This is a genomic window from Mesorhizobium sp. P2_F5, assembly GCF_056403715.1.
The window spans coordinates 1-25788 of the sequence record NZ_JBFUEY010000031.1 but is presented as its reverse complement, the minus strand read 5'-3'; the positions used below and the strand labels follow the sequence as shown (position 1 = coordinate 25788).

Annotated in this window: 33 protein-coding genes and 2 pseudogenes; 22 read left to right on the top strand and 13 right to left on the bottom strand. The window is 62.2% G+C overall.

Annotated features, from left to right (window positions below; genetic code table 11):
• The first annotated feature begins 47 nt into the window (after positions 1-47).
• Positions 48-2150 carry an EAL domain-containing protein gene (locus tag AC1DYO_RS29050; protein ID WP_477267820.1) on the top strand — a complete coding sequence of 701 codons (2103 nt, stop codon included), beginning with the start codon at positions 48-50 and terminating at the stop codon, positions 2148-2150.
• Between the two features lie 128 nt (positions 2151-2278).
• Here the strand turns inward: AC1DYO_RS29050 and AC1DYO_RS29045 are convergent, their stop codons facing one another.
• Positions 2279-2761, bottom strand: a complete 483-nt coding sequence (locus AC1DYO_RS29045) for a hypothetical protein (RefSeq protein ID WP_477267819.1) — start codon at positions 2759-2761, stop codon at positions 2279-2281.
• A 43-nt stretch (positions 2762-2804) separates the two neighbouring features.
• On the bottom strand, positions 2805-2993 hold the full coding sequence (locus AC1DYO_RS29040) for a hypothetical protein (RefSeq protein ID WP_477267818.1): 189 nt from the start codon (positions 2991-2993) through the stop codon (positions 2805-2807).
• Positions 2994-3269: 276 nt separating this feature from the next.
• Between AC1DYO_RS29040 and AC1DYO_RS29035 the strand changes: the two genes are divergently transcribed.
• Together AC1DYO_RS29035 and AC1DYO_RS29030 are read left to right on the top strand one after the other, a co-directional pair.
• Positions 3270-3629: an SPW repeat protein gene (locus AC1DYO_RS29035; protein WP_477267817.1), complete on the top strand. Its 360-nt coding sequence runs from the start codon at positions 3270-3272 to the stop codon at positions 3627-3629.
• A gap of 141 nt (positions 3630-3770) precedes the next feature.
• Positions 3771-3926, top strand: coding sequence for a hypothetical protein (locus AC1DYO_RS29030; RefSeq protein WP_477267816.1), 156 nt, complete (start codon positions 3771-3773; stop codon positions 3924-3926).
• Here AC1DYO_RS29030 and AC1DYO_RS29025 read toward each other — a convergent pair.
• Positions 3915-4526: an RBBP9/YdeN family alpha/beta hydrolase gene (locus tag AC1DYO_RS29025; protein ID WP_477267815.1), complete on the bottom strand. Its 612-nt coding sequence runs from the start codon at positions 4524-4526 to the stop codon at positions 3915-3917. The genes AC1DYO_RS29030 and AC1DYO_RS29025 overlap by 12 nt on opposite strands.
• A gap of 114 nt (positions 4527-4640) precedes the next feature.
• Between AC1DYO_RS29025 and AC1DYO_RS29020 the strand changes: the two are divergent.
• Positions 4641-5115 (top strand): annotated as a pseudogene (locus tag AC1DYO_RS29020) (Lrp/AsnC family transcriptional regulator).
• A 151-nt stretch (positions 5116-5266) separates the two neighbouring features.
• Entirely contained in the window at positions 5267-5680 is a 414-nt protein-coding gene (locus tag AC1DYO_RS29015; protein ID WP_477267814.1) for a DoxX family protein, read from the top strand.
• A 22-nt stretch (positions 5681-5702) separates the two neighbouring features.
• Here the strand turns inward: AC1DYO_RS29015 and AC1DYO_RS29010 are convergent, their stop codons facing one another.
• The 4 genes from AC1DYO_RS29010 to AC1DYO_RS28995 form a co-directional block, all read right to left on the bottom strand.
• Positions 5703-6008, bottom strand: coding sequence for a hypothetical protein (locus tag AC1DYO_RS29010; protein WP_477267813.1), 306 nt, complete (start codon positions 6006-6008; stop codon positions 5703-5705).
• A gap of 85 nt (positions 6009-6093) precedes the next feature.
• Positions 6094-6357, bottom strand: a complete 264-nt coding sequence (locus tag AC1DYO_RS29005; protein ID WP_477267812.1) for a hypothetical protein — start codon at positions 6355-6357, stop codon at positions 6094-6096.
• Between the two features lie 218 nt (positions 6358-6575).
• Entirely contained in the window at positions 6576-6770 is a 195-nt protein-coding gene (locus tag AC1DYO_RS29000; protein ID WP_477267811.1) for a hypothetical protein, read from the bottom strand.
• 41 nt (positions 6771-6811) lie between these two features.
• Entirely contained in the window at positions 6812-7252 is a 441-nt protein-coding gene (locus AC1DYO_RS28995; RefSeq protein ID WP_181060196.1) for a Ros/MucR family transcriptional regulator, read from the bottom strand.
• Positions 7253-7745: 493 nt separating this feature from the next.
• Between AC1DYO_RS28995 and AC1DYO_RS28990 the strand changes: the two genes are divergently transcribed.
• The 13 genes and pseudogenes from AC1DYO_RS28990 to waaF all read left to right on the top strand — a co-directional run bounded on the left by AC1DYO_RS28990 (position 7746) and on the right by waaF (position 17181).
• Complete coding sequence (locus tag AC1DYO_RS28990; protein ID WP_477267810.1) at positions 7746-8156, top strand: hypothetical protein; 411 nt, start codon at positions 7746-7748, stop codon at positions 8154-8156.
• Positions 8149-8535, top strand: a complete 387-nt coding sequence (locus AC1DYO_RS28985; RefSeq protein WP_477267809.1) for a hypothetical protein — start codon at positions 8149-8151, stop codon at positions 8533-8535. Before AC1DYO_RS28990 ends, AC1DYO_RS28985 begins: the two co-directional genes overlap by 8 nt.
• 79 nt (positions 8536-8614) lie before the next feature.
• Positions 8615-9169 (top strand): terminase large subunit domain-containing protein, encoded by a 555-nt coding sequence (locus AC1DYO_RS28980; RefSeq protein ID WP_477267808.1) that lies wholly within the window; start codon positions 8615-8617, stop codon positions 9167-9169.
• Positions 9170-9713: 544 nt separating this feature from the next.
• Positions 9714-10364 (top strand): annotated as a pseudogene (locus AC1DYO_RS28975) (phage terminase large subunit family protein); the annotation flags it as partial.
• Between the two features lie 1369 nt (positions 10365-11733).
• Complete coding sequence (locus AC1DYO_RS28970; RefSeq protein WP_477267807.1) at positions 11734-12300, top strand: glycosyltransferase; 567 nt, start codon at positions 11734-11736, stop codon at positions 12298-12300.
• A 169-nt stretch (positions 12301-12469) separates the two neighbouring features.
• Complete coding sequence (locus tag AC1DYO_RS28965) at positions 12470-13171, top strand: glycoside hydrolase family 108 protein (RefSeq protein ID WP_477267806.1); 702 nt, start codon at positions 12470-12472, stop codon at positions 13169-13171.
• A complete protein-coding gene (locus AC1DYO_RS28960; protein WP_477267805.1) occupies positions 13168-13371 on the top strand; it encodes a hypothetical protein in 204 nt (67 codons plus the stop codon). The genes AC1DYO_RS28965 and AC1DYO_RS28960 overlap by 4 nt, the downstream gene beginning before the upstream one ends.
• A 96-nt stretch (positions 13372-13467) precedes the next feature.
• Complete coding sequence (locus tag AC1DYO_RS28955; protein WP_477267804.1) at positions 13468-13707, top strand: ABC transporter permease; 240 nt, start codon at positions 13468-13470, stop codon at positions 13705-13707.
• Positions 13692-13883 carry a hypothetical protein gene (locus AC1DYO_RS28950; protein WP_477267803.1) on the top strand — a complete coding sequence of 64 codons (192 nt, stop codon included), beginning with the start codon at positions 13692-13694 and terminating at the stop codon, positions 13881-13883. Before AC1DYO_RS28955 ends, AC1DYO_RS28950 begins: the two co-directional genes overlap by 16 nt.
• A gap of 4 nt (positions 13884-13887) precedes the next feature.
• Positions 13888-14211, top strand: a complete 324-nt coding sequence (locus tag AC1DYO_RS28945; protein ID WP_477267802.1) for a hypothetical protein — start codon at positions 13888-13890, stop codon at positions 14209-14211.
• 68 nt (positions 14212-14279) lie between these two features.
• Positions 14280-14798, top strand: a complete 519-nt coding sequence (msrA, locus tag AC1DYO_RS28940; RefSeq protein ID WP_477267801.1) for a peptide-methionine (S)-S-oxide reductase MsrA — start codon at positions 14280-14282, stop codon at positions 14796-14798.
• A 422-nt stretch (positions 14799-15220) separates the two neighbouring features.
• Positions 15221-16162, top strand: a complete 942-nt coding sequence (locus tag AC1DYO_RS28935) for a glycosyltransferase (protein WP_477267800.1) — start codon at positions 15221-15223, stop codon at positions 16160-16162.
• A complete protein-coding gene (gene waaF / locus AC1DYO_RS28930; RefSeq protein WP_477267799.1) occupies positions 16159-17181 on the top strand; it encodes a lipopolysaccharide heptosyltransferase II in 1023 nt (340 codons plus the stop codon). Before AC1DYO_RS28935 ends, waaF begins: the two co-directional genes overlap by 4 nt.
• Before the next feature lie 68 nt (positions 17182-17249).
• On the opposite strand, the gene AC1DYO_RS28925 is transcribed toward waaF, so the two are convergent.
• A complete protein-coding gene (locus tag AC1DYO_RS28925) occupies positions 17250-17444 on the bottom strand; it encodes a hypothetical protein (protein ID WP_112392710.1) in 195 nt (64 codons plus the stop codon).
• Between the two features lie 168 nt (positions 17445-17612).
• On the opposite strand from AC1DYO_RS28925, the gene AC1DYO_RS28920 reads away from it, so the two are divergent.
• A complete protein-coding gene (locus tag AC1DYO_RS28920) occupies positions 17613-17882 on the top strand; it encodes a hypothetical protein (protein WP_477267798.1) in 270 nt (89 codons plus the stop codon).
• Here AC1DYO_RS28920 and AC1DYO_RS28915 read toward each other — a convergent pair.
• From AC1DYO_RS28915 to AC1DYO_RS28905, 3 genes are all read right to left on the bottom strand, one after another.
• Positions 17879-18439 carry a hypothetical protein gene (locus tag AC1DYO_RS28915; protein WP_477267797.1) on the bottom strand — a complete coding sequence of 187 codons (561 nt, stop codon included), beginning with the start codon at positions 18437-18439 and terminating at the stop codon, positions 17879-17881. The two genes, AC1DYO_RS28920 and AC1DYO_RS28915, sit on opposite strands and share 4 nt — an antisense overlap.
• Before the next feature lie 471 nt (positions 18440-18910).
• Positions 18911-19390, bottom strand: coding sequence for a GFA family protein (locus tag AC1DYO_RS28910; protein ID WP_477267796.1), 480 nt, complete (start codon positions 19388-19390; stop codon positions 18911-18913).
• A gap of 447 nt (positions 19391-19837) precedes the next feature.
• Positions 19838-20005, bottom strand: a complete 168-nt coding sequence (locus tag AC1DYO_RS28905) for a Thivi_2564 family membrane protein (RefSeq protein WP_023694668.1) — start codon at positions 20003-20005, stop codon at positions 19838-19840.
• A 411-nt stretch (positions 20006-20416) separates the two neighbouring features.
• Here AC1DYO_RS28905 and AC1DYO_RS28900 point away from each other — a divergent pair, with 411 nt between their 5' ends.
• Entirely contained in the window at positions 20417-21769 is a 1353-nt protein-coding gene (locus tag AC1DYO_RS28900; RefSeq protein ID WP_477267848.1) for a PAS domain S-box protein, read from the top strand.
• Between the two features lie 156 nt (positions 21770-21925).
• Here AC1DYO_RS28900 and AC1DYO_RS28895 read toward each other — a convergent pair whose 3' ends face one another.
• Positions 21926-22117, bottom strand: coding sequence for a hypothetical protein (locus AC1DYO_RS28895; protein WP_477267795.1), 192 nt, complete (start codon positions 22115-22117; stop codon positions 21926-21928).
• Positions 22118-22814: 697 nt separating this feature from the next.
• Here AC1DYO_RS28895 and AC1DYO_RS28890 point away from each other — a divergent pair.
• Entirely contained in the window at positions 22815-24041 is a 1227-nt protein-coding gene (locus AC1DYO_RS28890) for an anion transporter (protein WP_477267794.1), read from the top strand.
• Here the strand turns inward: AC1DYO_RS28890 and AC1DYO_RS28885 are convergent.
• On the bottom strand, positions 24038-24628 hold the full coding sequence (locus AC1DYO_RS28885; RefSeq protein WP_477267793.1) for a TetR/AcrR family transcriptional regulator: 591 nt from the start codon (positions 24626-24628) through the stop codon (positions 24038-24040). The two genes, AC1DYO_RS28890 and AC1DYO_RS28885, sit on opposite strands and share 4 nt — an antisense overlap.
• A gap of 83 nt (positions 24629-24711) precedes the next feature.
• On the opposite strand from AC1DYO_RS28885, the gene AC1DYO_RS28880 reads away from it, so the two are divergent.
• A complete protein-coding gene (locus AC1DYO_RS28880; RefSeq protein WP_477267792.1) occupies positions 24712-25623 on the top strand; it encodes a crotonase/enoyl-CoA hydratase family protein in 912 nt (303 codons plus the stop codon).
• Positions 25624-25788 lie beyond the last annotated feature (165 nt).

Here is a 25788-nt window from a genome sequence, read left to right as displayed (position 1 = left end):
TCTGCTTTCGTGCACAATGGCGGAGATGGGGTGGACGAAACCAGGACATGGCTGAAGAGAAAATACGCAACGGCGAGTTCTGGGCGCTGGCGCTCGAATGCGCTCATCTCGGTGTATGGGACTGGGATATTTTGAGCGGCGACTGCTTCTATTCGCCGACCTGGTCGCACATGCTGGGTTATGAGGATGGCGAGCTTGCCGACACCACCGATCTCTGGCTGAAGCTGACGCATCCCGACGACCGCGAGCGGGCGCTGGCCAGCGGCGAGCGCCACATTGCCGGCCTGACCGCATCGATCGAGACCGAGCTGCGCCTAAAGCACAAGGACGGCCACTGGGTATGGGTGCTGGACCGCGGCGGCATTGTCGAGCGTGACGAGACAGGCAAGCCGGTCAGGCTGATGGGCGTTCAGACCGACATCAGCCGGCAGAAAGAGGCCGAGGCCGAACTGGAGCGGGTCAATGTGCGCTTCCGCCTGGCGCTGGCGGCCAGCGGCACCGGCATCTGGCATCACGATATCGCCGCCAAGAAGAGCTATTGGGACGCCCGCACCAGGGAGATTTTCGGCCTCGTCGCCGACACTGACGAGGTGGCGGCCGACCTCTGGCACTCCTATCTGCACCCCGACGACAAGGTCGCCACCGAGCGCGCCCATCTGGCGCCGCTTGCGTCAGACGGCGTCGTTGCCTCGCAATACCGCATCATCCGGAGAGACGGCGAAATCCGCCATGTCGAATCGCTGGTGCGCTTCATTGCAGCCCCGGACTCCGCGGGCCAGATTCTCGGCACCGTGCGCGACATCACCGAGGACAAGAAGCGCGAACGCGAACTCGCCTACGCCGCTCACCACGATGCGCTGACCGGCCTGTTCAATCGCGCCGCCTTCGACCGGCTGCTGGCCGAACACATCACCACGGAGCGGCTTCTGCCGCTGGCGGTGTTCTATGTCGATCTCGACTACTTCAAGGCGCTCAACGACTTTGCCGGTCACGCCGCCGGCGACCTGGCGCTGAAGGGCGTCGCCGCCGGCATAATGGGCTGCCTGCCGGCATCGGCCCGAGCCGCGCGCCTAGGCGGCGACGAGTTCGCGCTGCTGGTTCCCAGCTGCCAGCCGGCCGAGGCCGAGGCGCTAGCCGGCGCGATCCTTGCGGCGGTTCGCGATGCCGACCTCGGCCTGCCGGTGACCTCGCGAAAACTCGCGGCCAGCATCGGAATCGCCTTCGTCGACGACACCGCGACGACGGTGGCCGATGCGCTGGCCTGCGCCGACGACGCCTGCTACGCCGCCAAGGCGGCCGGGCGCAACCGCTTCGCGGTGTTTTCGGCCGACGCGGCGTCGGGTTCCGGCGGCCTCAACGCGGCGCGTGTCGCCGCCGATACGGTTGACGCGATGGATGACGGACGGCTGAAACTGTTCGGCCAGGAGATCCATCTGCTTGGGAAACCCTGGCGGGAGAGCCGTCATGTCGAAGTGCTGGCGCGGATTGTCGGGCGCAATGGCAAGCTGATCCCGCCGGGCGAGTTCATTCCGGTCGCCGAGCGCTTCGGCATTGCCTCACGACTCGACCGCTGGATCATCAAGACCGCACTGTCGCGGCACGGCCCGGCCATGAAATCGGGCGCCATCACGCTCGGCTTCAACCTGTCGGCGCAGACGCTGAGCGACCCGCTTCTGTGGGATTTCGTCGACACCGTCATCGCCGAGACTGGGGCGCCGCATTCCGGCATTGGCTTCGAGATCACGGAGACGGCGGCTGTCACCAATTTCGATGCCGCCGAACAGTTCGTGCGCAAGGCGCGCGAGCGGAAGTGCCGCGTCAGCCTCGACGATTTCGGCGCCGGCATGAGCTCGTTCGAATATCTGCGCCGCTTTCCCGTCGATCAGATCAAGATCGACGGTTCCTTCATCGAAAACATCGCCCAGAACAGTTTTGACCGCGAGATCGTCTCGGCGATATCAGGCATTGCCAGAAGCCTCGGCTGCTCCGTGGTGGCCGAGAAAATCGAGCAGCAAGCCGCGCTCGAAATCCTTGAAGGCATGGGCGTCGCCTACGGCCAGGGTTTCTTGCTGCACCGGCCGGAGCCACTGGAGGCGATTGTTTCGCGAGCGACGGCTCAGGTGGTTCTGCCGAAGAGGCGGCGAGCGTAACCCACTTTGGCTGGTTCCCTCGAACGCTTCGGAATTTCGCTTCGTAGCCCGACACATGGCGCGGATGGCTGGCGACGCCTGTCGAGGCATCGCCGAACAAAATAAGCAACTGCTAAAATTGCAATCACTCATTTAAGGGCGCCGTAATCCGGCCGGGCAATGATCCACCATCGACAATGGCGGCCGGGCGTGCCGGATGGGAGACGACGATGAAAGCTTTTCCTCTGCTGATAGCGGTGGCTTCGGTCAGCCTGCTTGGCGCTCTGGCAGCGGGGCAATCGTTCGCAGGCGAGTTCTCGGATCATGGCGACCAAGTGACGGCGCCCGTATCGGACGAAGACGACCAGGGCGCCACCGCCAGCCATGAGGGCGATCACGCCGCCGTTGAAAATGACGAAGGCGATCACGATGACGACGGCGTCGACAGCGGCTCGCACCAGGGCGACCAGGGTGACGATGAAGGCGATCACGAAGATGGCGATCATCAGGGCGGCGATCACGATGGCGATGGCCATGACGGTGGCGGCGGTGGCGACGGCGGTGGCGATGGGGGCGGTGACGGTGGCGGCGATAGCGGCGGCGACGACTGATCTACGCCGCTGAAGCTGCAATCTCCCCGCTTTTGAGGAGGAGGGCAGGCGGGAGCGGGCTCGGCTACTTGTTCCGCCGGCCGGCGGACGCCTTCGCCACGCTCAGCGAGCCTTGCGCCTCGCGCATCATCCTCAGCGCTTCGTCCCGGGTCAGGCCGCATTTGCGCGCAAAATAGCTCGCCTCCTCATAGGCTTCCGCCTGGGAGACCGCCGACATCACGGGCAATACCGGTCTGGATTTCTTCTTGGCCATGGCTTCGCAAGCGCTAAATCAATAGTCAGCTAATATAGTGTCTTTGTTTGCCAATGCAAAAATTCGATATTGTGCCACGTGATGGTAGGCAAGGCGATGCGACGGGCCCCGTCGGCGACCGACGCCCGGCGGCGCCGACGCAGCTGCAACTCCACCGGACAGTGGCGCCGGGGCCGCGCCCTTGAAGGTCCATTGAAGCGTAATTATATCAATGACTAAGCGTGCGGTGCACGCGAAACGCAGTGCTTTTGTCAAGCTTCATTCATGGAGGTTGTCATGGCAATGAAACTGATGGAAGGAAGAAAGGGCCAGGATTGGATCAATCTGGTCCTTGCGATCTGCCTGTTCATCTCACCCTGGATCATCGGTTTTACCGCTGAAACCACGCCTGCGTGGAACGCCTGGATTGCCGGCTTCGTGCTCGGCGGCCTGGCTCTCGCGACGCTTTCGGTGTTCGCCGAATGGGAAGAGTGGGTGAACGTCGTCATCGGGCTTTGGCTGATCGTTTCGCCCTGGCTGCTTGGCTTCATGGCCAGCACCAACGCGATGGCGACGCATGTCGTCCTCGGCGTGCTGGTGGTTGCCGCGTCGGCCTGGGCGGTCTGGGACTTCCGTCACCCGCACGCGCATGCGTGACCGGTGACGGCAGGGTAAGCGGGGGGCCCGGCGCGGGAGCGGCGGGCTCCTTGGACTATCGGGGCACAGGGCTATGACCGGAGCGGCTTCACGAATTGCTGCAACCGGAAAGCTTTTCGTGCATTCTTGGGAATGGCCTCGATGCTCCACTCCGACACGCCGGCAAAGTGCTGCTCCTATTGCGGTTCGCGCGAGCATGACTACGAGGATTGCCCGAAGCGCAAGGCCGACGCCGAGCGGCGGCGGGAAGAGCAGCAGGGGCAGGGCCTTGCGCGTGAGAGACTTCTAGCCACCTGAATTCAGGACATTGTGTGAAGACGAGCGGCCGCCGGCATCAACCGATGCTCGACAATCGCCCCTCAATTCGATGCTGCTGACGAAAGCCACAAGCAGCGCCATTCCTTCCGGCCAGTCGCCGAGGCCGCTGTCGCTGTTGATATGGCCGAGCGGCCCGGCGATATGCAGCTCGCTGCCCCATTGCCCGGCCTTGGCCCTGGCGTAGCCGTGCGGGTCATAGGGGTCGTTCGTGCTGGCGACGATCAGCGAAGGAAAGCGGAGCGGATCGCGCGGCGTGTCTGCGAACGGTTTCCCGTAAGCGGGATAGACCGTCGATGCCGGATCGGGAACCGCAACCAGGAACGCGCCGCCGATCTGGCGGCTCGACATCGTCTGCCAATGCGCCACCAGCAGGCAGCTGAGGCTGTGAGCGATAAGCACCGGCGGCGTTGTCGCCTGTGACACCGCGGTTTCCAGCGCTGCCACCCAGTTGTCGAAATCCGGCAGTTCCCAGCTCGCCGGGCTGAAGCGTCGCATCGCCGGATTGGCCCGCTGCCAGCGCGTCTGCCAATGGGCCTCGCCCGATCCGCCGCTGCCCGGCAGAATGATGAAGTCGGTCATGGAAAATCCTGTTTCTTCGCCAGAGATGGTGCCCCAATTCTAGGTCTTCTCCTCATCCACGGAATGAGAGATCATCGGAAAGCGACGAAGAATTCCGATGGATTGAAGGTGCTTATGGCAAATGGCGATTATCGGCCGCGGCTCGATCCCACCGACATGGCGATCATCGAGATCATGCAGGAGGATGGCCGCATCGGCATTTCCGAACTCGGCCGCCGCGTTGGCCTGTCCCAGCCCGCCACCTCGGAAAGGGTGAAGCGGCTGGAGGAGCGCGGCATCATCGCCGGCTACCGCGCGGCGATCGATCCCGCCGCCCTTGGTCTCGGCACCATGGCCATGATCCGCCTGCGCACCACGCATGAGCACATCCAGACCTGCCTGAAGAAATTCGCTGCCATGCCGGAAGTGGTCGAGGGTGCTGCGGGTGACCGGCGAGGATTGTTTTCTGGTCAAGGTCGTCGTCCCGTCGCCGCCCGACCTCGAAAGCATCGTCGATGCCATCGGCCGCTACGGCGCGGTGACGACGAATGTGGTGTTAAGGGCAGAGCCGCCGAAGCGGTTGGGACGGGAGCTGATGGCGAAGCTCTGAGCCGCGATTCCCCCAACACCGCCAAGAGCATTGCAAGCCAGGACCTGGAGCAGTCCAACTTTGCCAGCCAAGATTTTTGCGGGACGATGTCGGATCGGCGGCGTGTCGCCCGTCCTTGGAGCGAAACCCCCAGCAATCCCAGGAGGACATTATGGAAACCGTTCAAACGCCGTGGCAGACCGCCGCCCTTCTCATCGCCCGCCTGATCCTGGCCGCCATGTTCGCGCTGGGGGTGGCCTTCAAGTTCATGGATATGGGCATGACCGCCGGCTACATCGCCGCCGCCGGTTTCCCGTTCCCGCTGTTTCTGGCCTGGTGCGCCGCGATCCTTGAAACGCTGCTGGTGATCGCCTTGCTGACCGGCGCGTTCTTCACGCCTGCGGCCCTGGTCGCCGCCGTCTACGTGGTCTTCCTCGGCTTTGCCTTCCACGGTCCGTCGCACTGGGCCGGCAACCAGGCCGAGTTCGGCGCCTTCATGTCTCATTTCCCATTCGCCGCCGGCCTGCTGTTTGCCGCCGTGCACGGCCCGGGCAGCGTGCTGGCCTCGAAGCTCGGCAGGGCGTGAGCCCCGGCGTCGGCAGAATGGCTCACATCTGGTCGTTGTAGGGTTCCTTCATCTGGCCGACCATGCGGGCCAGTTTCGAGAAGGACGGCATGTCCGTCTCCGGCTGGCACTGATTGGCCAGTTCCAAGAGCCGGATCGGAAAGTTGACGGCATCGCGGCTCGACTCCGACATGCCGCTGGACCGCTCCTCGCCGGTTTCGCCGGCTTCGGCCTTGCGCAGCGCGATGTCGATGTCCTCGACCGTAAGCACCGCCTTACGCACCAGCACCTGGTTGATCGAGGCGACGGCCATCAGCAGGCCTTCGAGTTGCAGATTGGCGACGTTCATGGCTGTTGCTCCCATTGGTTCAGGCTCAACGCGCGAGCCTCCGTTCCGATCCAGGGAGGCGAATGCCGAGGTTCCGGGTGTCGTCCTATTCCTCCATCCACCGGCGGCCATATTCGGCCCACAGGGCCTTGACCTCCCTGCTGCCCAGGGCCGAGCCGTCGCCATACGCAATCGAAACGTCGCTGATGTCGTAGTGGGGGTGGGCGTCGATGACGAAGCGGATCGCCTCGCCGAGCGGTCTTCTGGTGATGACGGGATCGGCCTGGCCCTGGCCGACACTGCGAACGCCCGAAACAGTGGCTGGCGCATGCCGCAGCCTGAACACGGATGCCATGGCTGGTTTGTCCATGTTGCATTCTCCCCGAGTCGGAGCGGAATGATTCCATAAGAGCCAGCTAATGACCAGTCGGTCGATCCCTGTCGAAGGCTACGTCTTGCGATCCGCTGCGATTGCCGGGTGGGGGCAGTTATGCTATGATTTGCCCATGGTGCTGATTTGCGCCAGCGACCCGCCGCAAGGCGGGTTTTTCGTTTCCGGCAATGTCCCGCGGCCAGCTGAAGGACTGTTCAGGCCAGCGGATCCGCCGCCGGCGGCTTGGCGGGCAGGCCGAGCCTTGTCCGCTCGCCATCGGCAAAATCCTCGGCCGCTGCCTGGGCCTCGAACAGTTGTTGGGTCACCGTGCCATTCTCGGCGACCAGCACCGCCCATTGGCGGCGGCCAACGCGTTCGACACGAACGTCATCGGGCTCTCCGGCCACCATGATCGTGCTCCGGCAGGCGAACGGCGCGGAGGGGCGTCGCGTTACGCCTTGGTCTTGCGCTTGGCCGCGGCTTTGGCGGCCGGCGCCTCTGTTCTGATGCCGAGCCCGAACTCCTTTGCCAGCTCGGATCGCTTGGCGGCGTAGCTGGGCGCCGTCATCGGATAGTCGCCGGGCAGGTCCCATTTGGTGCGATAGGCCTCCGGCGTCATGCCATGGGCGGAGCCGAGATGGCGCCGCAGCGACCTGAACTTTTTGCCATCCTCGAGGCAGAAGATGAAGTTCGGCGTCACCGAGCGCTTGCGGCTGACGGCGGGCTCGGGTGCCGGTTGCGGGGGAGCAACCGGATTGTCCACGGCCGCCAGGGCGGAATTGACGCTCTCGATCAACGCCGGCAGACTTTCAGGAGGCACTGAATTGTTGCGCACGAATGCCGCGACGATGTCGGCGGTCAAATTTATATTTCGGATTTTGTCGTCAGACATGGTTTCTGTTCCCCCCTTGATGCCAAAGATCAAATTATCAGACAAAACCCGCCGGCGGCATGGCACTTTAGAACATATGCATATGACTTGACGCCGAGTATGGTAGCGCTAACATCGTTGAGTCTCTGACTGATGTAGGAATTGTTTCTTATTTCCTGTTGACGGATGAGGGCAACTATCATATTATTTCTCCATCGTGCTGATTTGCGCCAGCAACCCGCCGCCGAGGCGGGTTTTGTGTTTCTGACTGCCCGCAAGGTGCCGATATCGAATGTTGGCGGGACAGCGCCCCCCTCTGTCCTGCCGGACATCTCCCCCACAMGGGGGGAGATCGGATGTCACGMYGGCTTTCGCCAWTCATCAAACACCGGAAGGCGGGGCGCGGCCGTGATGCCGCCAATCTCCCCCCAAGTGGGGGAGATGTCCGGCAGGACAGAGGGGGGCGCGAAGGAACGCCATTTTCGGTTCATTCTGCTGTATCCGCGAGAACCCCATGTCCAACCGCTATGCCACCATCATCACCGACGATGACGGCCGCGAGGTCGTCAGCGCCATTGGCGTGTTCGAAGGCGCTCCCCCGCAGGCGCGTATCGGCCGTATCGAACAGGTCCGGCCAGGCGTCCTGATCGGCATGATTCGCGGCGGCCCCGTCGATGCGATCGGCGGCTTCGGCTTTCCGCGCGGTGCGCAAGGCGTCGACGGCCGGGCGATCGGTCTTGCCAAGGCAAGCCTGAAAGCCGCGCCTGCCGAAAAGCGCAACGCCCCAGCCGATGCCGTTGCCCGCAACGCCACGCAAAAACCGGCAAGGGCAAAACCGGCCCGGCGCAAGGCCGGCAAGGTCAAGCGGGCAAGGCCGGTGAAGCAGCCCACGGCAGAGCCCGCCGGGATCCCGGATCATGGCTGACCGGTCGGCGCCGCGTGCGCGCCCTGGCCGCAAAGCGCCCGCCGGCGCTGCCACAACGAAACGGACGAAGAAGACGCTTGGCGATGATTTTCTCGGCGCGGTGCGCGCCGATTTCCGCGCCCATGGCGCCGGCGTCATTGCCGCGGTCCGGGCCGACAAGCCCGATCAGTATCTGAAGATCGTGCAATCGGTGCTGCCCAAGGATCTGGCGAAGGATTTACATGTCTCCATCGACAATCTGGAAGCCCTGAGCGATGACGAGATCCGCCGCCGCATCCGTGGCCTCGAAGCCGTCCTCGGGTCCTTCCGCGACCAGCCGGGTGGCACGCCGCCACTATCTGGCGCTGCTGCAGGAGCTGGACCGCAGGCGCAGGACTAATCTGCTAGCGTCTTACAGGCCGTATGAACGCCAGGCTGAATTCCACGCCGCGGGAGCGCGAAATCGCGAGCGGCTGTTCATGGCCGGCAATCAGCTCGGCAAGACAAGGGCCGGCGGCGCCGAATGGGCCATGCACCTCACCGGCCGCTATCCCTGGTGGTGGCAAGGCAAGACCTTCGACAGCGCCGTGCGGCTATGGGCGGCCGGCGTGACCGGCGAGGGCACGCGCGACAACCCGCAGCGCGTGCTGGTCGGTCCGCCGCAACAGCAGGCAGCCTGGGGCACCGGCATGATCCCGGCCGACGCCATCCTGCAGACCACCATGGGCCGCGGCGCGCCGGGCGCGCTCGACAGCATCGTGGTGCGCTGGGGCGGCGGCGGCGACGTGCAGGCCGATGAATCCGTGCTGTCGTTCAAGAGCTATGAGAAAGGCCGCGAAAAGTGGCAGGGCGAAACGCTGCACGGCGTCTGGTTCGACGAGGAGCCGCCGCTCGACATCTATTCCGAAGGATTGACGCGAACCAACGCCACGGGTGGCATCACCATCGTGACGTTCACGCCGCTGCTCGGCATGAGCGACGTGGTGCTGTTGTTTTTGTCGGCGGAAGAGGTGGAGGTGAGGGGGTTGAAGTAGAGCCTCCCGCAAGGGGAGGGCGCCGGTGCTGCCGCAGCGACGCTCGGTATCTGCCTCAACGCGGACGAAGTAGAGAGACCTTTACACGAGGTGCAAAGAAGCAACGCAAATACAGCTGATTGGTTATGACGTAGGTACTTTCGCAGATATGGAATTGGCCGTCCGGGGAGTCCTGCACACGGTCCGCTGGAATGATGAAATTGTGCGGCAAATAGATGTAACCACCGTCGATCCTGGACCGCACCGAAGACCGAGGTATGGCGCGGCAATCAGAACCACCGCAACACTTGAATTTCGTCTGTGGGTCAATCCTGTCTTCGTACCAATCGTGGGCGCTAGCGGCCGTCGCGGCGGCGATACACATCGCCGTGAAGATCAATCTTCGCATGGCATTCCTCAAGCATCTGGCAGGCGCTGCTCGTTGGAGCGTCTACGTATATTAGCGTCCCGTCGAGAATACCATTGGCCGCCGACTGACAGACGCGGCTCCGGCAAGATTGGTTTGACCCTTCCTGGCCATCAATGACCGAGGTGAGGCATGTCCCGTCACGTCACCTTCATGACCATCGACGATGCCGAGCATTATTCGCCACAGGAGCGCGCCGCGATCATTGCCGCCTATCCCAAGCATGAGCGCGAAGCCAGGGCCAAGGGCATTCCGGTGCTGGGCTCCGGTCGCATTTTTCCGATCGCCGAAGAGCTGATCGCCTGCGAGCCGTTCCGGCTGCCGCGCTACTGGCCGCGCCTCGGCGCGCTCGATTTCGGCTGGGACCATCCGTCGGCCGCGGTCGAGCTGGCCTGGGATACCGAGGCCGATGTCGTCTACGTCACCAAGGCCAGTCGCGCTTCGCAGCAGACCCCGGCCATGCAGGTGCTGGCGCTGAAGCCCTGGGGCGAATGGCTGCCTTGGGCGTGGCCGCGCGACGGCCGCCGCGAGACGCTGGAAGGGGCGGGCACCGCGCTCGCCAAGCAATATGCCGCGCACGGGCTGAACATGCTCACCGGCCACGCCCGCTTCGCCGACGGCTCGGTCTCGGTCGAGGCCGGGCTGATGGAGATGCTCGACCGCATGCAATCCGGCCGCTTCAAGGTGTTTTCGACGCTGCTACCCTGGTTCGAGGAGTTCCGGCTTTACCATCGCAAGGACGGCCAGGTTGTAAAGCTGCGAGACGACCTGATGGCCGCGACGCGGTACCGCAAGCTGACGCTCGCCTATGTCAGCGGCGCCGGCACTTTGCCGACGACGGCCAACGGCATCTGGCTGGTGTTCGACCGCGCTGGCGACAAGGGCGCCGACGGGACAGGGGCAGGCGACTTCTCCGGCCCAGCGTCTTCGGTGATCGACAACATTGTCACTTTCGCCGGCACGACGGGCAAGGTGGGGAAGGATAGTGGCATCAAGGTAACCGACCTGATCGCCGGCCCGGCCTCCGCCGTCACCGACAACATCGCGACCTTCAACGGCACGACAGGCAAGCTGGCCAAGGACAGCGGGGTAGCGGTGTCGAGCCTCGCGCCAAAGGCCAGCCCGACGTTCACCGGAACGCCGGCTGCACCTACGGCGGCACCGGGAACCAACACGACGCAGCTTGCGACGACGGGGTTTGTCACCGCGGCTATCGCTGGTATTTCTTCAGTCTATCAGGCTGCGTCAGCGGTTTTGACCGCTTTGACAGGCATCGGCACGGCCGTTGCCGGAGACCTCATCTACGGCACAGGTGTGGGAACCTGGGGGCGCCTCGCTAAGGGAACGGCAAGTCAGGCCCTTCTAATGAACAGCGGCGGGTCAGCCCCGCAGTGGGGGACGTTACCGTTTACCAAATCGTTCGAAAGCGCCCCACAAACGCTGACGGCCGGCGGCTCTCTCATCCTTGCCCATGGACTTGGGGTCAAGCCGCCGCTCTACGCAGCCTTCATCCAATGTACTACGGCCAATTCGGGGTACGCGGTTGGTGATGAGATACCCATCAACCCCGCTCTCAATACAACTGATGCGACCGTTCAAGCTATTAGCATTGTGCCGGATGCGACCAATTTGAATGTACGGGTTGGTAGCGCCGCTGGCTCAATCAAAATCCTCAACAAGGCTGGAGCCGGTTTTAACGATATAACGAACGCTAGCTGGAAACTCGTTGTGAGGGCGTGGGCCTAGCTTGCCAAATATGAGCAACGGTCTAAACCTTGGAAATGCATATTACTATTGCGGTGCAAGGCAAAATACCCTCCAGAGGCTACGGCGGCACCCAGCGGCAAATCGACTGGCTAGCCAGCTCACTCGTATCTCTCGGACATCAAATCACACTGATTGCCGGAGTGGGGTCCAGCCATCCGCGTTGCGAGGTCCGGCAGGCAGCGTCAGCAGCGGAATGTCTGGCGGCGATCCCTGCCAATACTGACATCGTGCATTTCCATGGCTGGTATGATGTAGAGAGCCCATATCGTGCGCTTTACACCCTGCACGGCTATGTTCCGAACACGCCGAGGGAGGGGCTAAATTGCAGCTTTGTCAGCGCCAGTCACGCGCACCAGCATAACCGAGAAACGTTGTTTATAACGGTTTCCCGGTGGACGCCTACCGGCTCGCAGATCGGAAGGTTGACCGGCTGTTGTTTTTGGGCGGCATCGCAAGGGCCGGGAAGGGCCTCAACCGGGCCGTTGGTCTAGCGAAGAAATTCAACTTCGAACTCGATATTGCGGGTGGATCGAGGTGGAAGCTGCTGGGGCGCAGCCAGGCCCGGAAAGACGGTCTGTTCTTCAAAAGCTTGTCGTGGCGCTACCGTTTCCACGGCACCGTCGATGGCGACGAGAAACTGCGATTGCTCGGCGAGGCGCGCGCATTCCTTAACCCGATCTCTTGGGTAGAGCCGTTCGGCATGGCCCCGGTCGAAGCAATGCTGTGCGGGACCCCCGTGCTGACCACACGGTGGGGGGCGCTTGTAGAAACAGTCGATGCAGACAGCGGGCGTTTCTTTGAAACCGATGAGGAGTTTGCTCGCGTTCTCAATGAGATCGACAGCATTTCCGCGCTAACATGCCGTGAATCGGCTGCCGAAAGATTTCCGATCCAGAAGACCGCAAAGGCCTACTTGGAACTCTATAAACGCATCCTTGATGGCGAAGCGCTTCCGTGAACCCTCTTTAGCCGCTCCGTCCAAATTCCTATCCTGTGACGAAGCGTTATTGTGGGGAACCGACATGCCGGTCTGCACAGTTAGGGTTAGCGGGACGTCGTCTCGTTTGTTTGATTTGTGACCAGCTAAGATCTCCTAGCTAAAATCCCGCAACCCAAAGAGGCTACCAATGGACCGCAATTTCGCGCGGGCGCTTGCGCTCGTCCTCAAATCGGAAGGCGGCTGGTCCGACAATCCGGTCGATCCGGGCGGCGCCACCATGAAGGGCGTGACGCTGGCCAACTTCCGCCGCTATGTGAAGGCGGACGCTACCAAAGCCGATCTGCGAGAGATCAGCGGCGAGCAGGTGGCGACCGTCTATCGCCGCTTCTACTGGGACGCCGTTGCCGGCGCGGAACTCCCCGACGGCATTGACTACGCCGTGTTCGACTTCGCCGTGAACAGCGGGCCGGGCAGGGCGGCGAAATGCCTGCAAGTGGCGGTGGGCGCGGTGCAGGACGGCAGGATCGGCCCGGCCACGCTCAGGGCTGTCGGCGTCAGGCCGACGGGCGCAGTCATCGACGACCTCTGCGACGCCCGCCTGGCATTCCTGCGGCGGCTGCCGACCTGGCCGGTTTTCGGCAAGGGCTGGAGCGACCGCGTCCGGTCTGTCCGTTCCCAGGCGCTGTTGATGTCTGGCCCTCAGCCCGCTCCGGCACCTTCGCCGGATCCATCGGGTCCACAACATCCGCCCGGGCCATCCACCGCACCCGGCTCTACGCCATCGCATGCGCCCGCCGGGGCTTCCATTGCGCCCCCCGTCGAACGTCGGCCGTTCTGGCACACGCTGTTTCAGATCCTGAAATCCATGTTCGCAAGGAGTTCGACATGATCGCCGTCTTCATCCGCATCGGCCTGCGTTACGGCGCCGGCGTTCTGGTCGCGCGTGGCTTGCTCGGCGCCGACGACGCGGCGGCATTTTCTTCCGACCCCGATATCCAGGCCGGTCTGGAGATCGCCGCCGGTCTTGCCATCGCCTCGGTCACCGAGACCTGGCACTGGCTTTCCCGCAAATTCGACTGGGAGCACTGACATGGAAGGGCTGCAACAACTGCTCATCGCCTATCTCGAAGCCGCCAGACCCTACGCCATCGGCTTTGCGGCCGGGCTCATCGCCGGGTGGCTGCTGTGAGCGCGCTGCTCGCCGTCCTGCTCGGCAACAAGGCGCTGCTGGGCTTCTTTGCATCCGTCATCGCTGCCCTTTGCTGGGGCTTTCACCAGCGCCTGGCCGGGGGCAGGGCCGAACGCGCCAAACAGGCGGCCGCTGAAGCCGCGGCGCGCGCGGTCGCCGACAAGGTGCAGAACGATATCGGTGCACTGCCGGCGGACGCTGTTCGAAAGGAGCTGAAATCATGGGCAAGGGACTGATGCTTGCGCTGCTTGTGGCGCTGGCCGGCTGTACGACTGCTTCGGGTGGATTCTGCACGGTCTCGAGTCCGCTGCGCCTGTCATCCAAAGCCGTCGATGCGCTGTCGGACACCGAGGCGCGGGCGCTTTTGGCGTACAACCGCAAGGGACAAAAGCTTTGCGGGTGGAGACCTTAAGCCGATGCACGACCTTTTCGACATGCTTGGCATCAAGGGCCCCGTCGTCGCCGCCGGACTAGCAGGCGGCGTGCTGCGGGCGCTGTCGCGCCACCGCTACAAGCTGCGCGAGATGATCGCTTCGCCGATCTGCGGCGCGCTCGCTGCGGCCTATCTGACGCTACCCGCCGTCGCCTGGTTCAAGGCGACAGGCATGCCTATTCCAAATCCGGCCGACGACACCACGACATTGGCCGCCGCCTTCCTGATCGGCGTCTCGGCAATGTGGATTTCCGACATCGTCTTCGACGTGATCGTGCGGCGGTTCGGCTCGGCCGGCAACGAGTGATGCACTTGAGGTGCTGGAAGAAGCCGGCGACAATGCCTACTTAAGGAGCAATCCAAAGGAGGTATGATATGGCGATGTCCACCGAACGTGCAGTCCTTGCCGGCGGCTGTTTCTGGGGCATGCAGGATCTCATCCGGCACTATCCCGGCGTGATCTCGACCCGCGTCGGCTACAGCGGCGGCGATGTGTCCAACGCCACCTACCGCAACCATGGCACCCATGCCGAAGCCATCGAGATCATTTTCGATCCGGCCAGGATCAGCTTTCGCACGCTGCTCGAATCCTTTTTCCAGATCCATGATCCGACCATCAGGAACCGCCAGGGCAACGATGTCGGAATGAGCTACCGCTCGGCGATCTTCTATACCAGCGACGAGCAGAAGCGCGTCGCCGAGGACACCATTGCCGATGTCGATGCTTCCGGGCTATGGCCGGGCAAGGTCGTCACCGAGCTGGCTCCGGTTGGTGATTTCTGGGAAGCGGAGCCCGAACATCAGGACTATCTCGAGAAATATCCCAACGGCTACACCTGCCACTTTGTCAGGCCAGGCTGGAAGCTTCCGGTCCGCGAAAAGGCCGTTTCGTAGCACAGTCATAACCTGCCGATACCGGTATCGGTTCAGAACGCTGCACCCGAAAGGGTGTGGCGTTTTTCGCGTTTGTTCGTGGCGTTTCCACCGCGAGCGCATCCGGAGAGGCTCGCCTAGAAGCCGAAGAATTGCCGGCCGATCATGTATCCAAGCGCAACGACCACGAGGGGAAACAGGGCAGGCGCCAGCCGACCAAGAGCGGAGTTCTTAGGCTGTTGCCTGGGGATGCTCCTGGATGCATTGCCGAGATTCTTGGTCATTGGGCATAGTAGCAAGTGCTGATTAACGATTCCGTAACCCGGTGATAAGGGCGCAATGCTGACAGCGGGCGCGGCTTTTCGCGATTCCGGCGCGACCTTGACAATGCCCAGCCCGTGACGCAACTGAACCGTCTTTGAGAGGATTTGTGAGGCAGGTCAATGCGGGTGACGCTCGTTTTGAAGGGCGTAATCCCCTGTCGGGGTTACGGCGGGATTCAGCGTCAGGTCGAATGGCTGGCAACGGAGCTGGTTCGTCTCGGCCATCATGTCGTGGTGGTCGCTGGCCCTGGCTCCAGCCATCCGCTCTACGAAGTCCGGCACGCTTCGACCGATGCCGAATGCCGGGCGGCCATTCCGCGCGACACGCAAATCGTCCACACACACAGCTGGCCCGTCGAGGTGCCATTTCCAACGCTGAATACGCAGCGCGGCTTTATGCCGGATCAGCCCATGCCGGTTGCGAACTGGAGCTTTATCAGCGCCAATCATGCCCGCCAGCATGGCCGCAAAACCTTCGTCTACAATGGTTTTCCTGTAGACGACTATCGTTTGTCTGCCGCAAAGGGCGACCGCCTGCTGTTTCTCGCCGGCATTGCGCGATCGAGCAAAGGCCTCAACCGCGCCGTCGATCTCGCCAAAAAGTTCGACTTCGGTCTCGATATCGCCGGTGGTTCGCGTTGGAAGCTGCTGGGCCGAAGCCAGACCCGCCGCGAAGGTTTGTTTTTCAAGAGCCTTGGCAGCCGATACCGTTTCCACGGCATCGTTGACGGCGAGCCGAAGCTTCGCCTTCTCGGCGAAGCGCGAGCCTTCCTCAACCCGATCGCCTGGGAGGAGCCGTTCGGCAACGCACCGGTCGAAGCCATGCTGTGCGGCACTCCCGTGCTGACGACCCCGCGAGGCGCGTTGCCCGAGACCGTCGACGCCGATAGCGGACGCTTCTTTGAGACCGATGAAGAATTTGCGGCCGCGTTCGAAGCCGTCGCCGACCTTACGCCTCAGCAATGCCGCGAATCGGCCGCGACGCGATTTCCGATCCAGAAAGCGGCGCGTAGCTATCTGGATCTCTATGCCCGCATCCTTGACGGCGAAGCGCTTCCTTGACGACCACCGATCCAATCCTCTTCGTCGGCTTTCCGGCAGTCGGCGACTTCGTCCGTTGCCACTCCGCCATCCAGATCATTGCCGAGCGATTTCCCGGTCGCCCCATCGATGTCGTCACCTCGCCGGTCGCAGCACCGCTGGCGCGCCTGATGCCGCATGTCCGGAAAGGCTGGGCGCTTGCCAAGCGTCATCAGCGCCCCGGTTTTGGCGAACGAAGCCGTCTCATCCGCGATCTGCGGAAGGAAAATTATCGTACGGCCTATCTGATGACCAGCAGCACCAAGGCGGCGCTGACGGTGTTCATGACCGGCATTGCAGAGCGCATCGGTTATCCGCAGGAGTTGCAATTCGGCCTCCTCAATCGCTTCCCCGCCGGCTGGCTGGCACATCTATGGGCTTTCGGCCCGCGCAAGACGCGGCTCTTCGAGGAGGTCTGCTCGATTGCCTCTCTTGGCGAAAAGCCGGCTGCGGGTACAGAATGGCCGGCGCCCCGGCTTGTGGTCAATCCGGCAGAGCTGGACGAGTGGCGCCAGCGCCTGAAGATCGATGCCGGCCGGCCGGCGCTGGCGCTCTATACGGCAGGCATCGAGAATTTTCGCTCGTGGCCCATAGAGCGCTTCATTTCGGTCGCCCGGGACCATCATGATCGCGGCTGGGCAATCTGGATTGTCGGCGGATCGCGCGAGCGCGCCGGCGCTGCAAAAATCCGTGCCGCCATTCCTGAGGCAATCGACTTTACCTCGACCCCGTCGATTGTTGACGCGATGTGCCAGATCGCTGCGTCGACCATGTTCCTCGGGGTTGACGGCGGCATTTCCCACGCCGCCGCTGCCCTGAACGTCCCATGTGCGCTCATCTACGGGCTGAATCGCCCCTACGTGCACGGTCCCGTAAACAGCCATGTTCGCTTTATCGAGCCGCCGCTCTCGACGCCCAGCTGGGTCAAGGATACGTGCGGCATCAGCGAAACCCGGGTGAGGGAGGTGCTGGCTGGCCTTTCAGCCGGTATTCACAACTGACGGTGGTCTGGTCAGCCTCCGGCGCCTGATCCAAAAGGCGCCGGTGAGGGCGCCGCCCCGTTTCGGCTTTACCCCTTGGCCCTGCGGCTTTCGGGCTCGTGATTGCCGACCCAATGCGCACGGATGCGATCGCTGGCTTCAAGGTAAGCCATGTCGATGAGATAGGTCAGAAGCTTCTCGCCGTCGGCTTCGGCTTTCTGCCGAAGTTCCCGCAGTATCCCTTGCGCGAACTGCAGGTTCTCCATCTTGCTCGGCTGGTCCATCGGTGCCCCCAATGTCTGCGCACGAACTTTGCGCTGACTATGCTTGCATGAAGATTGCGATGAAGCTCACGGTAGAGCTGTATCAGGTTGTATTAGCGCTCGATCAACGACCCTATTGCGCTTTTTGCGAAAATGTCGATATTTTACGCCGCCAATCGGACCACGACGATGCACGAAGACGAGGGCAGTTTCCCCGACAAGTTGCAGACCATGCTGAATGTCATTGCCGGCAGCGTGTCGTCCGGTCGGGCCGGACACGCCGATCTTGGCCGGCTCAGGGTCGACGCCGCCAGCGCCGCGACGGTGTTGGTCGAGTTTTACGGCGACGCTGCTCTTGAGCGCGCCAAATTGCTGGAGCGTCGATGGCCTCAAAGCCATTTTGCCCGCATGGTGACGGCTGAACTCAACGATCGCGGCAAGGTTTCGCGCAAAAGCTAGCAAGATCTGCTCCAAGCCGATTTGCGCCTCATCGCCCCGCCGTCAAGGCGTTGCTGCGCCTCTTCCTGGGCATTTTCGAGAAGGTAGAGCAGCAGGTCCTGCCCCATCGATTGTGAGATCTCCTTGGCCTGTTCGATATGGCGGTGGATCTCGCGAAGTGCTGTCTCGCCAGAATCGACGTTGCCGGTCAAATCGATGAACCAGCCGGGGTACAAGGCTGCTTCTCCCTGACCGTCTACACAGCATTGGCCAACCGCCAGGATCCTGCGAATCCCCATCTTGTCTGAGCGGACGTGATAGATTTCCCTGAACCCCGCTCTCCGCTCCACCGCCTTGCGGATCGCGGTATGCACCCGGAGCCGATCTTCGGCGTCGATGCTCTGCATGCATCTTTCCATGGATACGCCATGCGAAAACTCTTCGAGCGTCAGCCCGAAATAGTCGGAAAGATTGGCATCGCCGTAAACACGGTTGCGCTTGATGTCCCAGGTCCAGAACCCATCAATCGGTGGATATTGCACGTGCGGACCGCGACCCTGCCTAAGCGCTAGCTGCATGAAAACCGCCCCATTCGGCTTCAAGATTCGCTACACTATGTAACAAAAAAGGAAATAGACAAGCTGTCCTTTTGTACAAGGTGGCAAGTTTTCTTTATGTCACGCCAAAACATACTTGGACAGCATAGTTGACGTAGCCATATCAGGGATATTAAGCTCTCGTTTTTAAACAAAACGCAGCACCGCTCTGCAACCGCAAGACGAATTCCGCTGACCGCAGCCATGGTAAATCGATCGGCGACTGCAAAAAGGCACCGAGTTCGAGCAGGGGCCAAACCCATGGCTCCGCAGCAGCCGGGGAGCGCAAGTCAGATGATTTATCCGCCCGCCTTCGGCTTAACGCCAAGGCGGGCTTTTTGCGTTTGGCTTCCGCATGGTGAAATGTTGTCGAACCCGGTTTTGTCGCATCGGGCGGTGTTCGAGAACGAATTCCTGCCTGTCGGCTGGCCAAGGCCCTCTGCATCGCGTGCGCTATGCCGATTTGCGTCGCGGCAAGTTGCTTGACAGTGTCTCGGCCCCGTCAGAAATCAGATCGGCTGTCAGGTCATCGCTTTTCGCCTCGTCTTCCACACGGTCACGCTCGAACTGCCGGGCACCGGGCAAAGGCTGTAACCAGTGTTCGCGGCGGTTGACCCAGAGTTCATAGCTGGGCTCCAGTCCTTCGGTGGGGACTTCATCGAGGCTGCCAATCGTCACCTCCACCTCATTCTCACGAACCAAAGGGACCCGGCCGCCACAGGTTGGACAAAAGCTTCTGTCGCCATAGCTGCTGACTATACCCGCCGTTTCAAACGCCTCAAGCGGCCACACCGCGAACGCCGAAAAAGTCGACCCGCTCGCCTTGCGGCAGTCCTTGCAATGGCAAAGACCGACCCGAAAGGGGTCTCCCGTCACCGAAAACTGGATGCCGCCGCAAAGGCAGCTGCCGCTTCGCCTTGTATCATTGGCCATGACCGCTCCTCCGTCTTGTTGGGCATCACACCGCTAAGCCTCGCAGCGCCATGCGCAGAATCAATTCACGCGGAGCGCAAGGGTTCCACGTCGCCGCGCGGAGTGCATTTGCTGGCGCCGTCAGCACCCAGTTGGTTCTGTCAGTTCGGGAAGTCGAACACCGGCTCCCGGCACCAATAGACGCGGCATTGTCCATCATGTGTTGGAACCGTGGCGGCGACCGGCACCTCCGGCCAGTCGCAGTCGTTGCCAAATTGACGAACGTAGCGATCGTAAGTGTTTCGGCCTGTCGTTAGCACGGCCGAGCGATGGCTCTGGATCAGGCGCTGTGTCTCCTCGCAGGTCATCCTGCGCGTGTCCGGACGAGCGTAGGCCGTGGTTGTTACGGCAACCAAAGCTGTTCCGACGATCCATGCGAGCCTGTGGAATCTCATAGCGGTTCTTATACTAGAACACCGCCAGATATTTCAGCAGCGAAATGATGCCGATGATGATGACGACAATCTGCGCGATCTGTCTCGTGCGGCCATCGAGAGGCAGGCGCTGGACGAGATAGAGCACCAGGATGATCACCAGAAAGGTGATCAGGATGCCGATAAGTACCGATGAAGCCATGTCCCTCACTCCGTTTGGCTAGGTCTGAAAAAAGTACGCAGCGGCAAACGCTCTGGCCGTTGATTGGTTCCTGTCAGTGCGAAGCTGACAGTTAGGGGCAAGGCCGCGAAACTGCGTTCCGCTGCCTTTGGCTGTTGGCGATCGCAGCTTACTTACCGCAACGGTTCCGCCTCGTCTTTTCGGCATTTGTGCAATCCCAGAGATCGGTGCCGCCTGCGTTGGGGATTGCCTTTTCGCAGGAGAACAACTGCCCCACCAAGGGTGCGACGGAACCGAAACCTCGCGCATGCATTTCAGCTATCGCAGCAAGCTGCAAAAAATGGAGCGGTAGGGGAATTCGTGGCAGGGGAATATGCTGATGTCGTCCAACAGCTGGAGCCTGGAATTCCAGGAATCTCCTCTGCCCATGTGATGGAGGCCTTGCCCGTTGCCGTCTACACAATCGACAAACAGGGCCGCATCACATTCTTCAACGAGGCAGCGGCTGATCTGTGGGGGCACCGTCCGGTAATAGGCCGAGACCTTTGGTGCGGCTGCTGGAAGCTGCGCCATCTCGACGGCCGGCCGATGGCGCATGGCGAATGCCCGATGGCAATCTCCTTGTTGGAAGGACGCGATATCCCATGGGATCAGGCAATAGCAGAGCGACCGGACGGTGAACTTATTCCGTTCAGAGCCCACCCACGCTTGCTCCGCGACGAATCGGGTGAAATTGTCGGCGCCATCAACACGCTGCTTGACCTGCGTACACAGACGCAGGCCGACGAGGCGCGAATGCGGCTGGCTGCAATTGTCGAATCGTCCATGGACGCCATCGTGTCGAAAGACATCAACGGCATCATCACCAGTTGGAACGACGCGGCCGAACATTTGTTCGGCTACACGCCCGCCGAGGCGGTGGGCAGGCCGGTAACGATGCTTATTCCACCCGAGCGCATCGGCGAGGAGGCCTCGATCATCTCGCGAATACGTGCCGGCGAGCGTGTGCCGTCATATGAAACCATTCGCCTGCGCAAGGACGGCAGCCTCGTCCCGGTCTCGCTGACTGTTTCGCCGATCCGCGATGGCATCGGGCGGATCGTCGGCGCTTCCAAGATCGCGCGCGACATCAGCTCCCACAAGGAGAGCGAGCGACGCATCCGTCTGCTCATGCGAGAAGTCAACCATCGGGTGAAGAACCAATATTCGGTCATCATCTCGATGATCCGCGAGACCAGCAGGTCGGCGGGCACGCCAGCGATATTCCTCGAACAGGTGCGAGAGCGCATCTCGGCGCTTTCGCAATCCCACGATCTCCTGGTCGATGCCGAGTGGCGCGGTGCGACCATTGGCGACCTGATCAAGGCGCAACTCAAAGCCTTTGCAGCGCAGGACCGTCTGTCGGTAGCCGGACCGGTGATCACACTTCAACCGAATGCCGTGCAATATCTCGGCATCGCCTTCCACGAACTGGCCACCAATTCGGCAAAGTATGGAGCGCTGTCGCGCCACGGCGGACGAGTCGAAATCGAATGGGATACGGCCCCGGCAACCGACCGCACCGACGCCTTTCGCTTGACCTGGCGGGAGTTGGATGGGCCGGGCATGAGCGGGACCATGCACCGCGGTTTTGGCTCCGTCGTGCTCAAGCGGGTTGCGCCACAAGCGCTTAGCGGCACGGGACAACTGGAATTTGGGGAACAAGGCGTCGTCTGGACGCTCCAAGCGCCGCTGCGCTCCGTCCAGGCCTCTTTCGCGGATTTCGGGTCGATTGAAGGGGAGTAAAGCGGGTCGCGTCCTCCAGGGACTGTCCCTGCAGGGGAGGGCGCGCGGTTTGGCCGCCTATGGTGTCGAAACTGTCGATGCCGAGCAGTTCGTACTGATTGTCGGCAAGCGAAGTCAATCTTCCTGCCTCAACGGAGATCAGGCCATCCAATTCGATCACCGCGCCGTAGAGTGGGCTGTCTGCACCACAAGCCACCCGACGTTTTCAAGGGCGATGTTCTCATCCAGGTTAGCCAATCGCACTTCCTCGGCAACCGCGGCGATATTGACCATTCCGCGGGAGCGGATGGCCGCCAGGACCCTTGAATTGAGATCCTCCCGCAGCTGAACCGAATATCCGTAGCGCATGGCTATGGTTGCAAGCCCGCTCCGGTTCGCCGGGGCGGGCTTTTTTCGTTTCCGGGAGATTTGCGCACCGGCACGTCGAACCGGGACATGCTGGACGTCTCACACCGATCTTGTCGTGATCGTTTCAAATCCGCTCAAGATTCCCCTCCACCGCACTCCAGGCATGCGACACTGTGGCCTGGGCAGCTAAGCCGGTGTGTTCCTCCGGGGCAGCAATGGCCATTCGAACTCATCCACCGGGAGCAAACAAAGACCTTGCGGGCTCCTTGGCAACGCGGACATTCCATCGGGCGCGCCAGCAAGGTCTCGTTCTCCGAAACGCGGCATTCCCTCTCAAGGACCTGGACCATCTGAAAACCCCAAGGCCGAAATACGGCTAAGCTATCCATACCCGGAAAGCCTAAATTAGAATTTAATTATATAAACCATGACCTTGGCAACAGCGAAGTCTCGCGAATGGCAATGTCAGGCCACGGCAGGCCACACGCTTGTCTCATTCACAATCTCGACCGTGTCAGGATAATGTTCCGCCTGCTCCCCGGCGTTGGTCGGCTCGTGATTTTGCCCACCGATTTTCACATCCGGATCGTCATCGACGCTTTCGCTTTGCTGGAGCGGCGTTAAAGCTGCGCGGCAAATGCCTGAGCGGGAACAATCGATTCCGGCGTCGGTTCGGTTGAACGGGGATGGTCTGCCAATGACATTGATGGGCGCGGCGGCGTTGCTGATCCTCATCCTGACCTATGCCGGCGTCGCCATCGGCCGCATCCCGGGCCTGCGTCTCGACCGGGCAGGAATCGCCTTGCTCGGCGGTGCGGCGATGATCGCCATCGGCGCGCTCAGCATGGAAGACGCCTATCGCGCCATCAATTTCGACACCATCACCCTGCTGCTCGGCATGATGATCGTGGTGGCGCATCTGAAGGTCTCGGGCGCCTTCCGGGCGCTTGGCGCTTACGCAATCGAGCACGCGCACGCGCCGTTCATGCTTCTGGTGATGGTGACGCTCCTGACCGGCATCCTGTCGGCGTTTCTGGTCAACGACGCCATCTGCCTGGTCATGGCGCCGATCGTCGTCCACGTCACCCGTGTCATCAACCGCAATCCCATTCCCTATCTGATCGCCACCGCCACCGCGTCCAATTGCGGCAGCGTCGCTACCATCACCGGCAACCCGCAGAACATGGTCATCGGTGCGCTGTCGGGAATTTCCTATCCGGCCTTTTCGGCAGCACTTGCGCCGGTTGCCCTGTTCGGCCTCGTCGCCGTCATCGTCATCGTGCGCATCGTCTACCGGGCCGAATTCGCGCGCAGTGCCGAGCTCAGCCCGGAAGTCTATCGCGGCCGCATGCTGCCCGGGCAGGTGCTGAAGGCAGTGGTTGTCTGCATTGGCCTGGCGGTCGCGTTCTTCGCCGGCGTTCCGGTTGCCAAGGCAGCGCTCGTCGGCGGCGCCATCCTGCTGCTCACCCGCGCCATCAAGCCCGCGCGCATCTATCGCGAGATCGACGGGCCGCTGCTGTTCATGTTCGCCGGCCTGTTCATCGTCGTTGCCGGCGCCGAGAAAACACTGCTGACGCCCGATATCATCGCCTCGGCCAAGAACCTTGGCCTGGACGACGTCTGGCGGCTCTCCGGCTTCACCGCAGTGCTTTCCAATATCATGAGCAATGTTCCGGCGGTGCTGGCGCTGAGGCCGTTCATACCCGGTCTTGAAAGCCCCGAGCGCGCCTGGCTGGTGGTAGCGATGAGTTCGACACTGGCCGGCAACTTCACCTTGCTCGGCTCGGTCGCCAATTTGATCGTCGCCGAACAGGCGCGGGCGGCCGGCACGCAGCTGTCCTTCTCGGCCTTCTTCAAGGTCGGCCTGCCGCTGACGCTGCTGACGCTTGCCGCCGGCACGGCCTGGCTAGCGGCTGGTTTTTAGGAGGGGGCTTTTCGTCCCAACCGTGCCCGAACCAGGGTTGCAGCGGCATGTCCCGCCGCCTCGACATAATCGGGGTTGCGGTGGATCAGCATGATCGAGAAGGCGCCATCCATCAAAAGCACGATTTCGCGCGCCAGTATTCGCGGCTCGTTGACGCCATGATCTGAGAGCGCGCCGGCCAGCCATGTCTCGAAATTCTTCTTGTGCCGTGACCCAGCTTTGACCGCCGGGTGTCCGGGCATCGAAGCGAGTTCGGCTGCCGTGCGCAGGAAGCCGCAGCCTTTCCATTTGGGATGCCGCGCCACACGCGCCAAATTGGTAAAGATCGCCTCGACCTTGCGCTCGACATCGCCGTCGGCCGCTTCGAACCAGCCGGCCATCTGCCTGATGTTCGGCTGGTCGCGGCCGTCGAGATAGGCGGCGATCAGATCGTCCTTGCTCCTGAAGTGATAGTAGAGCGTGCGCTTGGTCAGCCCGGCTTTTTCGGCCACCGCATCGACGCTGACGCGGCCGATCCCTTCAGCATAGAACAGCTTCGTTGCGGCATCGACGATGCGTTTACGGGTAGGGCTTGGTGCTTCGCTCATCAAGCAAGTATACCGACTAGTGAATATACATACAATCGAAAGCCTGTTCCTTTCCATTGGTAAACGCAGGAAAGGGAAGAGATATGACCGAACTCGTGCTCACCGAGGCCCGCAGCGGGATCGCCATCCTCACGCTCAATCGCCCCGAAAAACTCAACGCCTTGAACTATGCGCTGATCGATCGCCTGCTCGCGCTTCTTGATGCGATCGAGATAGACGATGCCATCCGCGCCGTCATCCTCACCGGAGCAGGGGAGCGGGCCTTCTCCGCCGGCGGCGACATCCATGAATTCTCGGGCAGCGTCGCCGAGGGGGCCGATGTCGCGCTGCGCGACTTCGTCATGCGCGGACAGCGGCTGACGGCGAGGCTGGAAGCGTTTCGCAAGCCGGTCATTGCCGCCGTCAACGGCATCGCTTTCGGCGGCGGCTGCGAGATCACCGAAGCCGTGCCGCTCGCTATCGCCAGCGACCGCGCCTTGTTCGCCAAGCCTGAGATCAACCTCGCAATGCCGCCTACCTTCGGCGGCACGCAGCGGCTTCCGAGACTGGCCGGGCGCAAGCGGGCGCTCGAGTTGCTGTTGACCGGCGATTGGTTCCCGCCGCCGCGCGCCCTCGAACTCGGCCTCGTCAACCAGGTCGTGTCGCACGAGGAGCTGATGCCGGCCGCGCTCGATCTCGCCCGACGCATCGTCGCGCACTCCCCGGCGGCAATTGCCTCGATCCTCACCGCGGTGGCGCGGGGCCTCAATCAGCCCATCGCCGAAGGTTTGCTGGTCGAGGCCGAGCAGTTCGCGCGCATGGCTCCGACCGCCGACCTGCGCGAAGGGCTCGACGCATGGATCGAACGGCGCAGGCCCGCTTATGGCGACTCATGGACCCATATCACGCGGCCGGACGAGGCAAGGCGGACTTCGCTGCGGCTCGACCGCGCCGGGCAGGATGGCGCTCCGCAGCCGATCGAAATCGGGATGACGGGTCGAACGAGGCATCGATAGACCTAGTTTTTCTAAGCCTAGGAGCCTGACTCTGTAATGGGACCCGCCGAGGCGATCTGGGTCGGCAGGGATTCTGGCGTGGATGACAGAGTGCGTCCGATCGAGCCGCGGTTGTGTCACAATGATCAGGCCGGTGTCATCGATCTTTGTGCTCCTGCCAGCTTG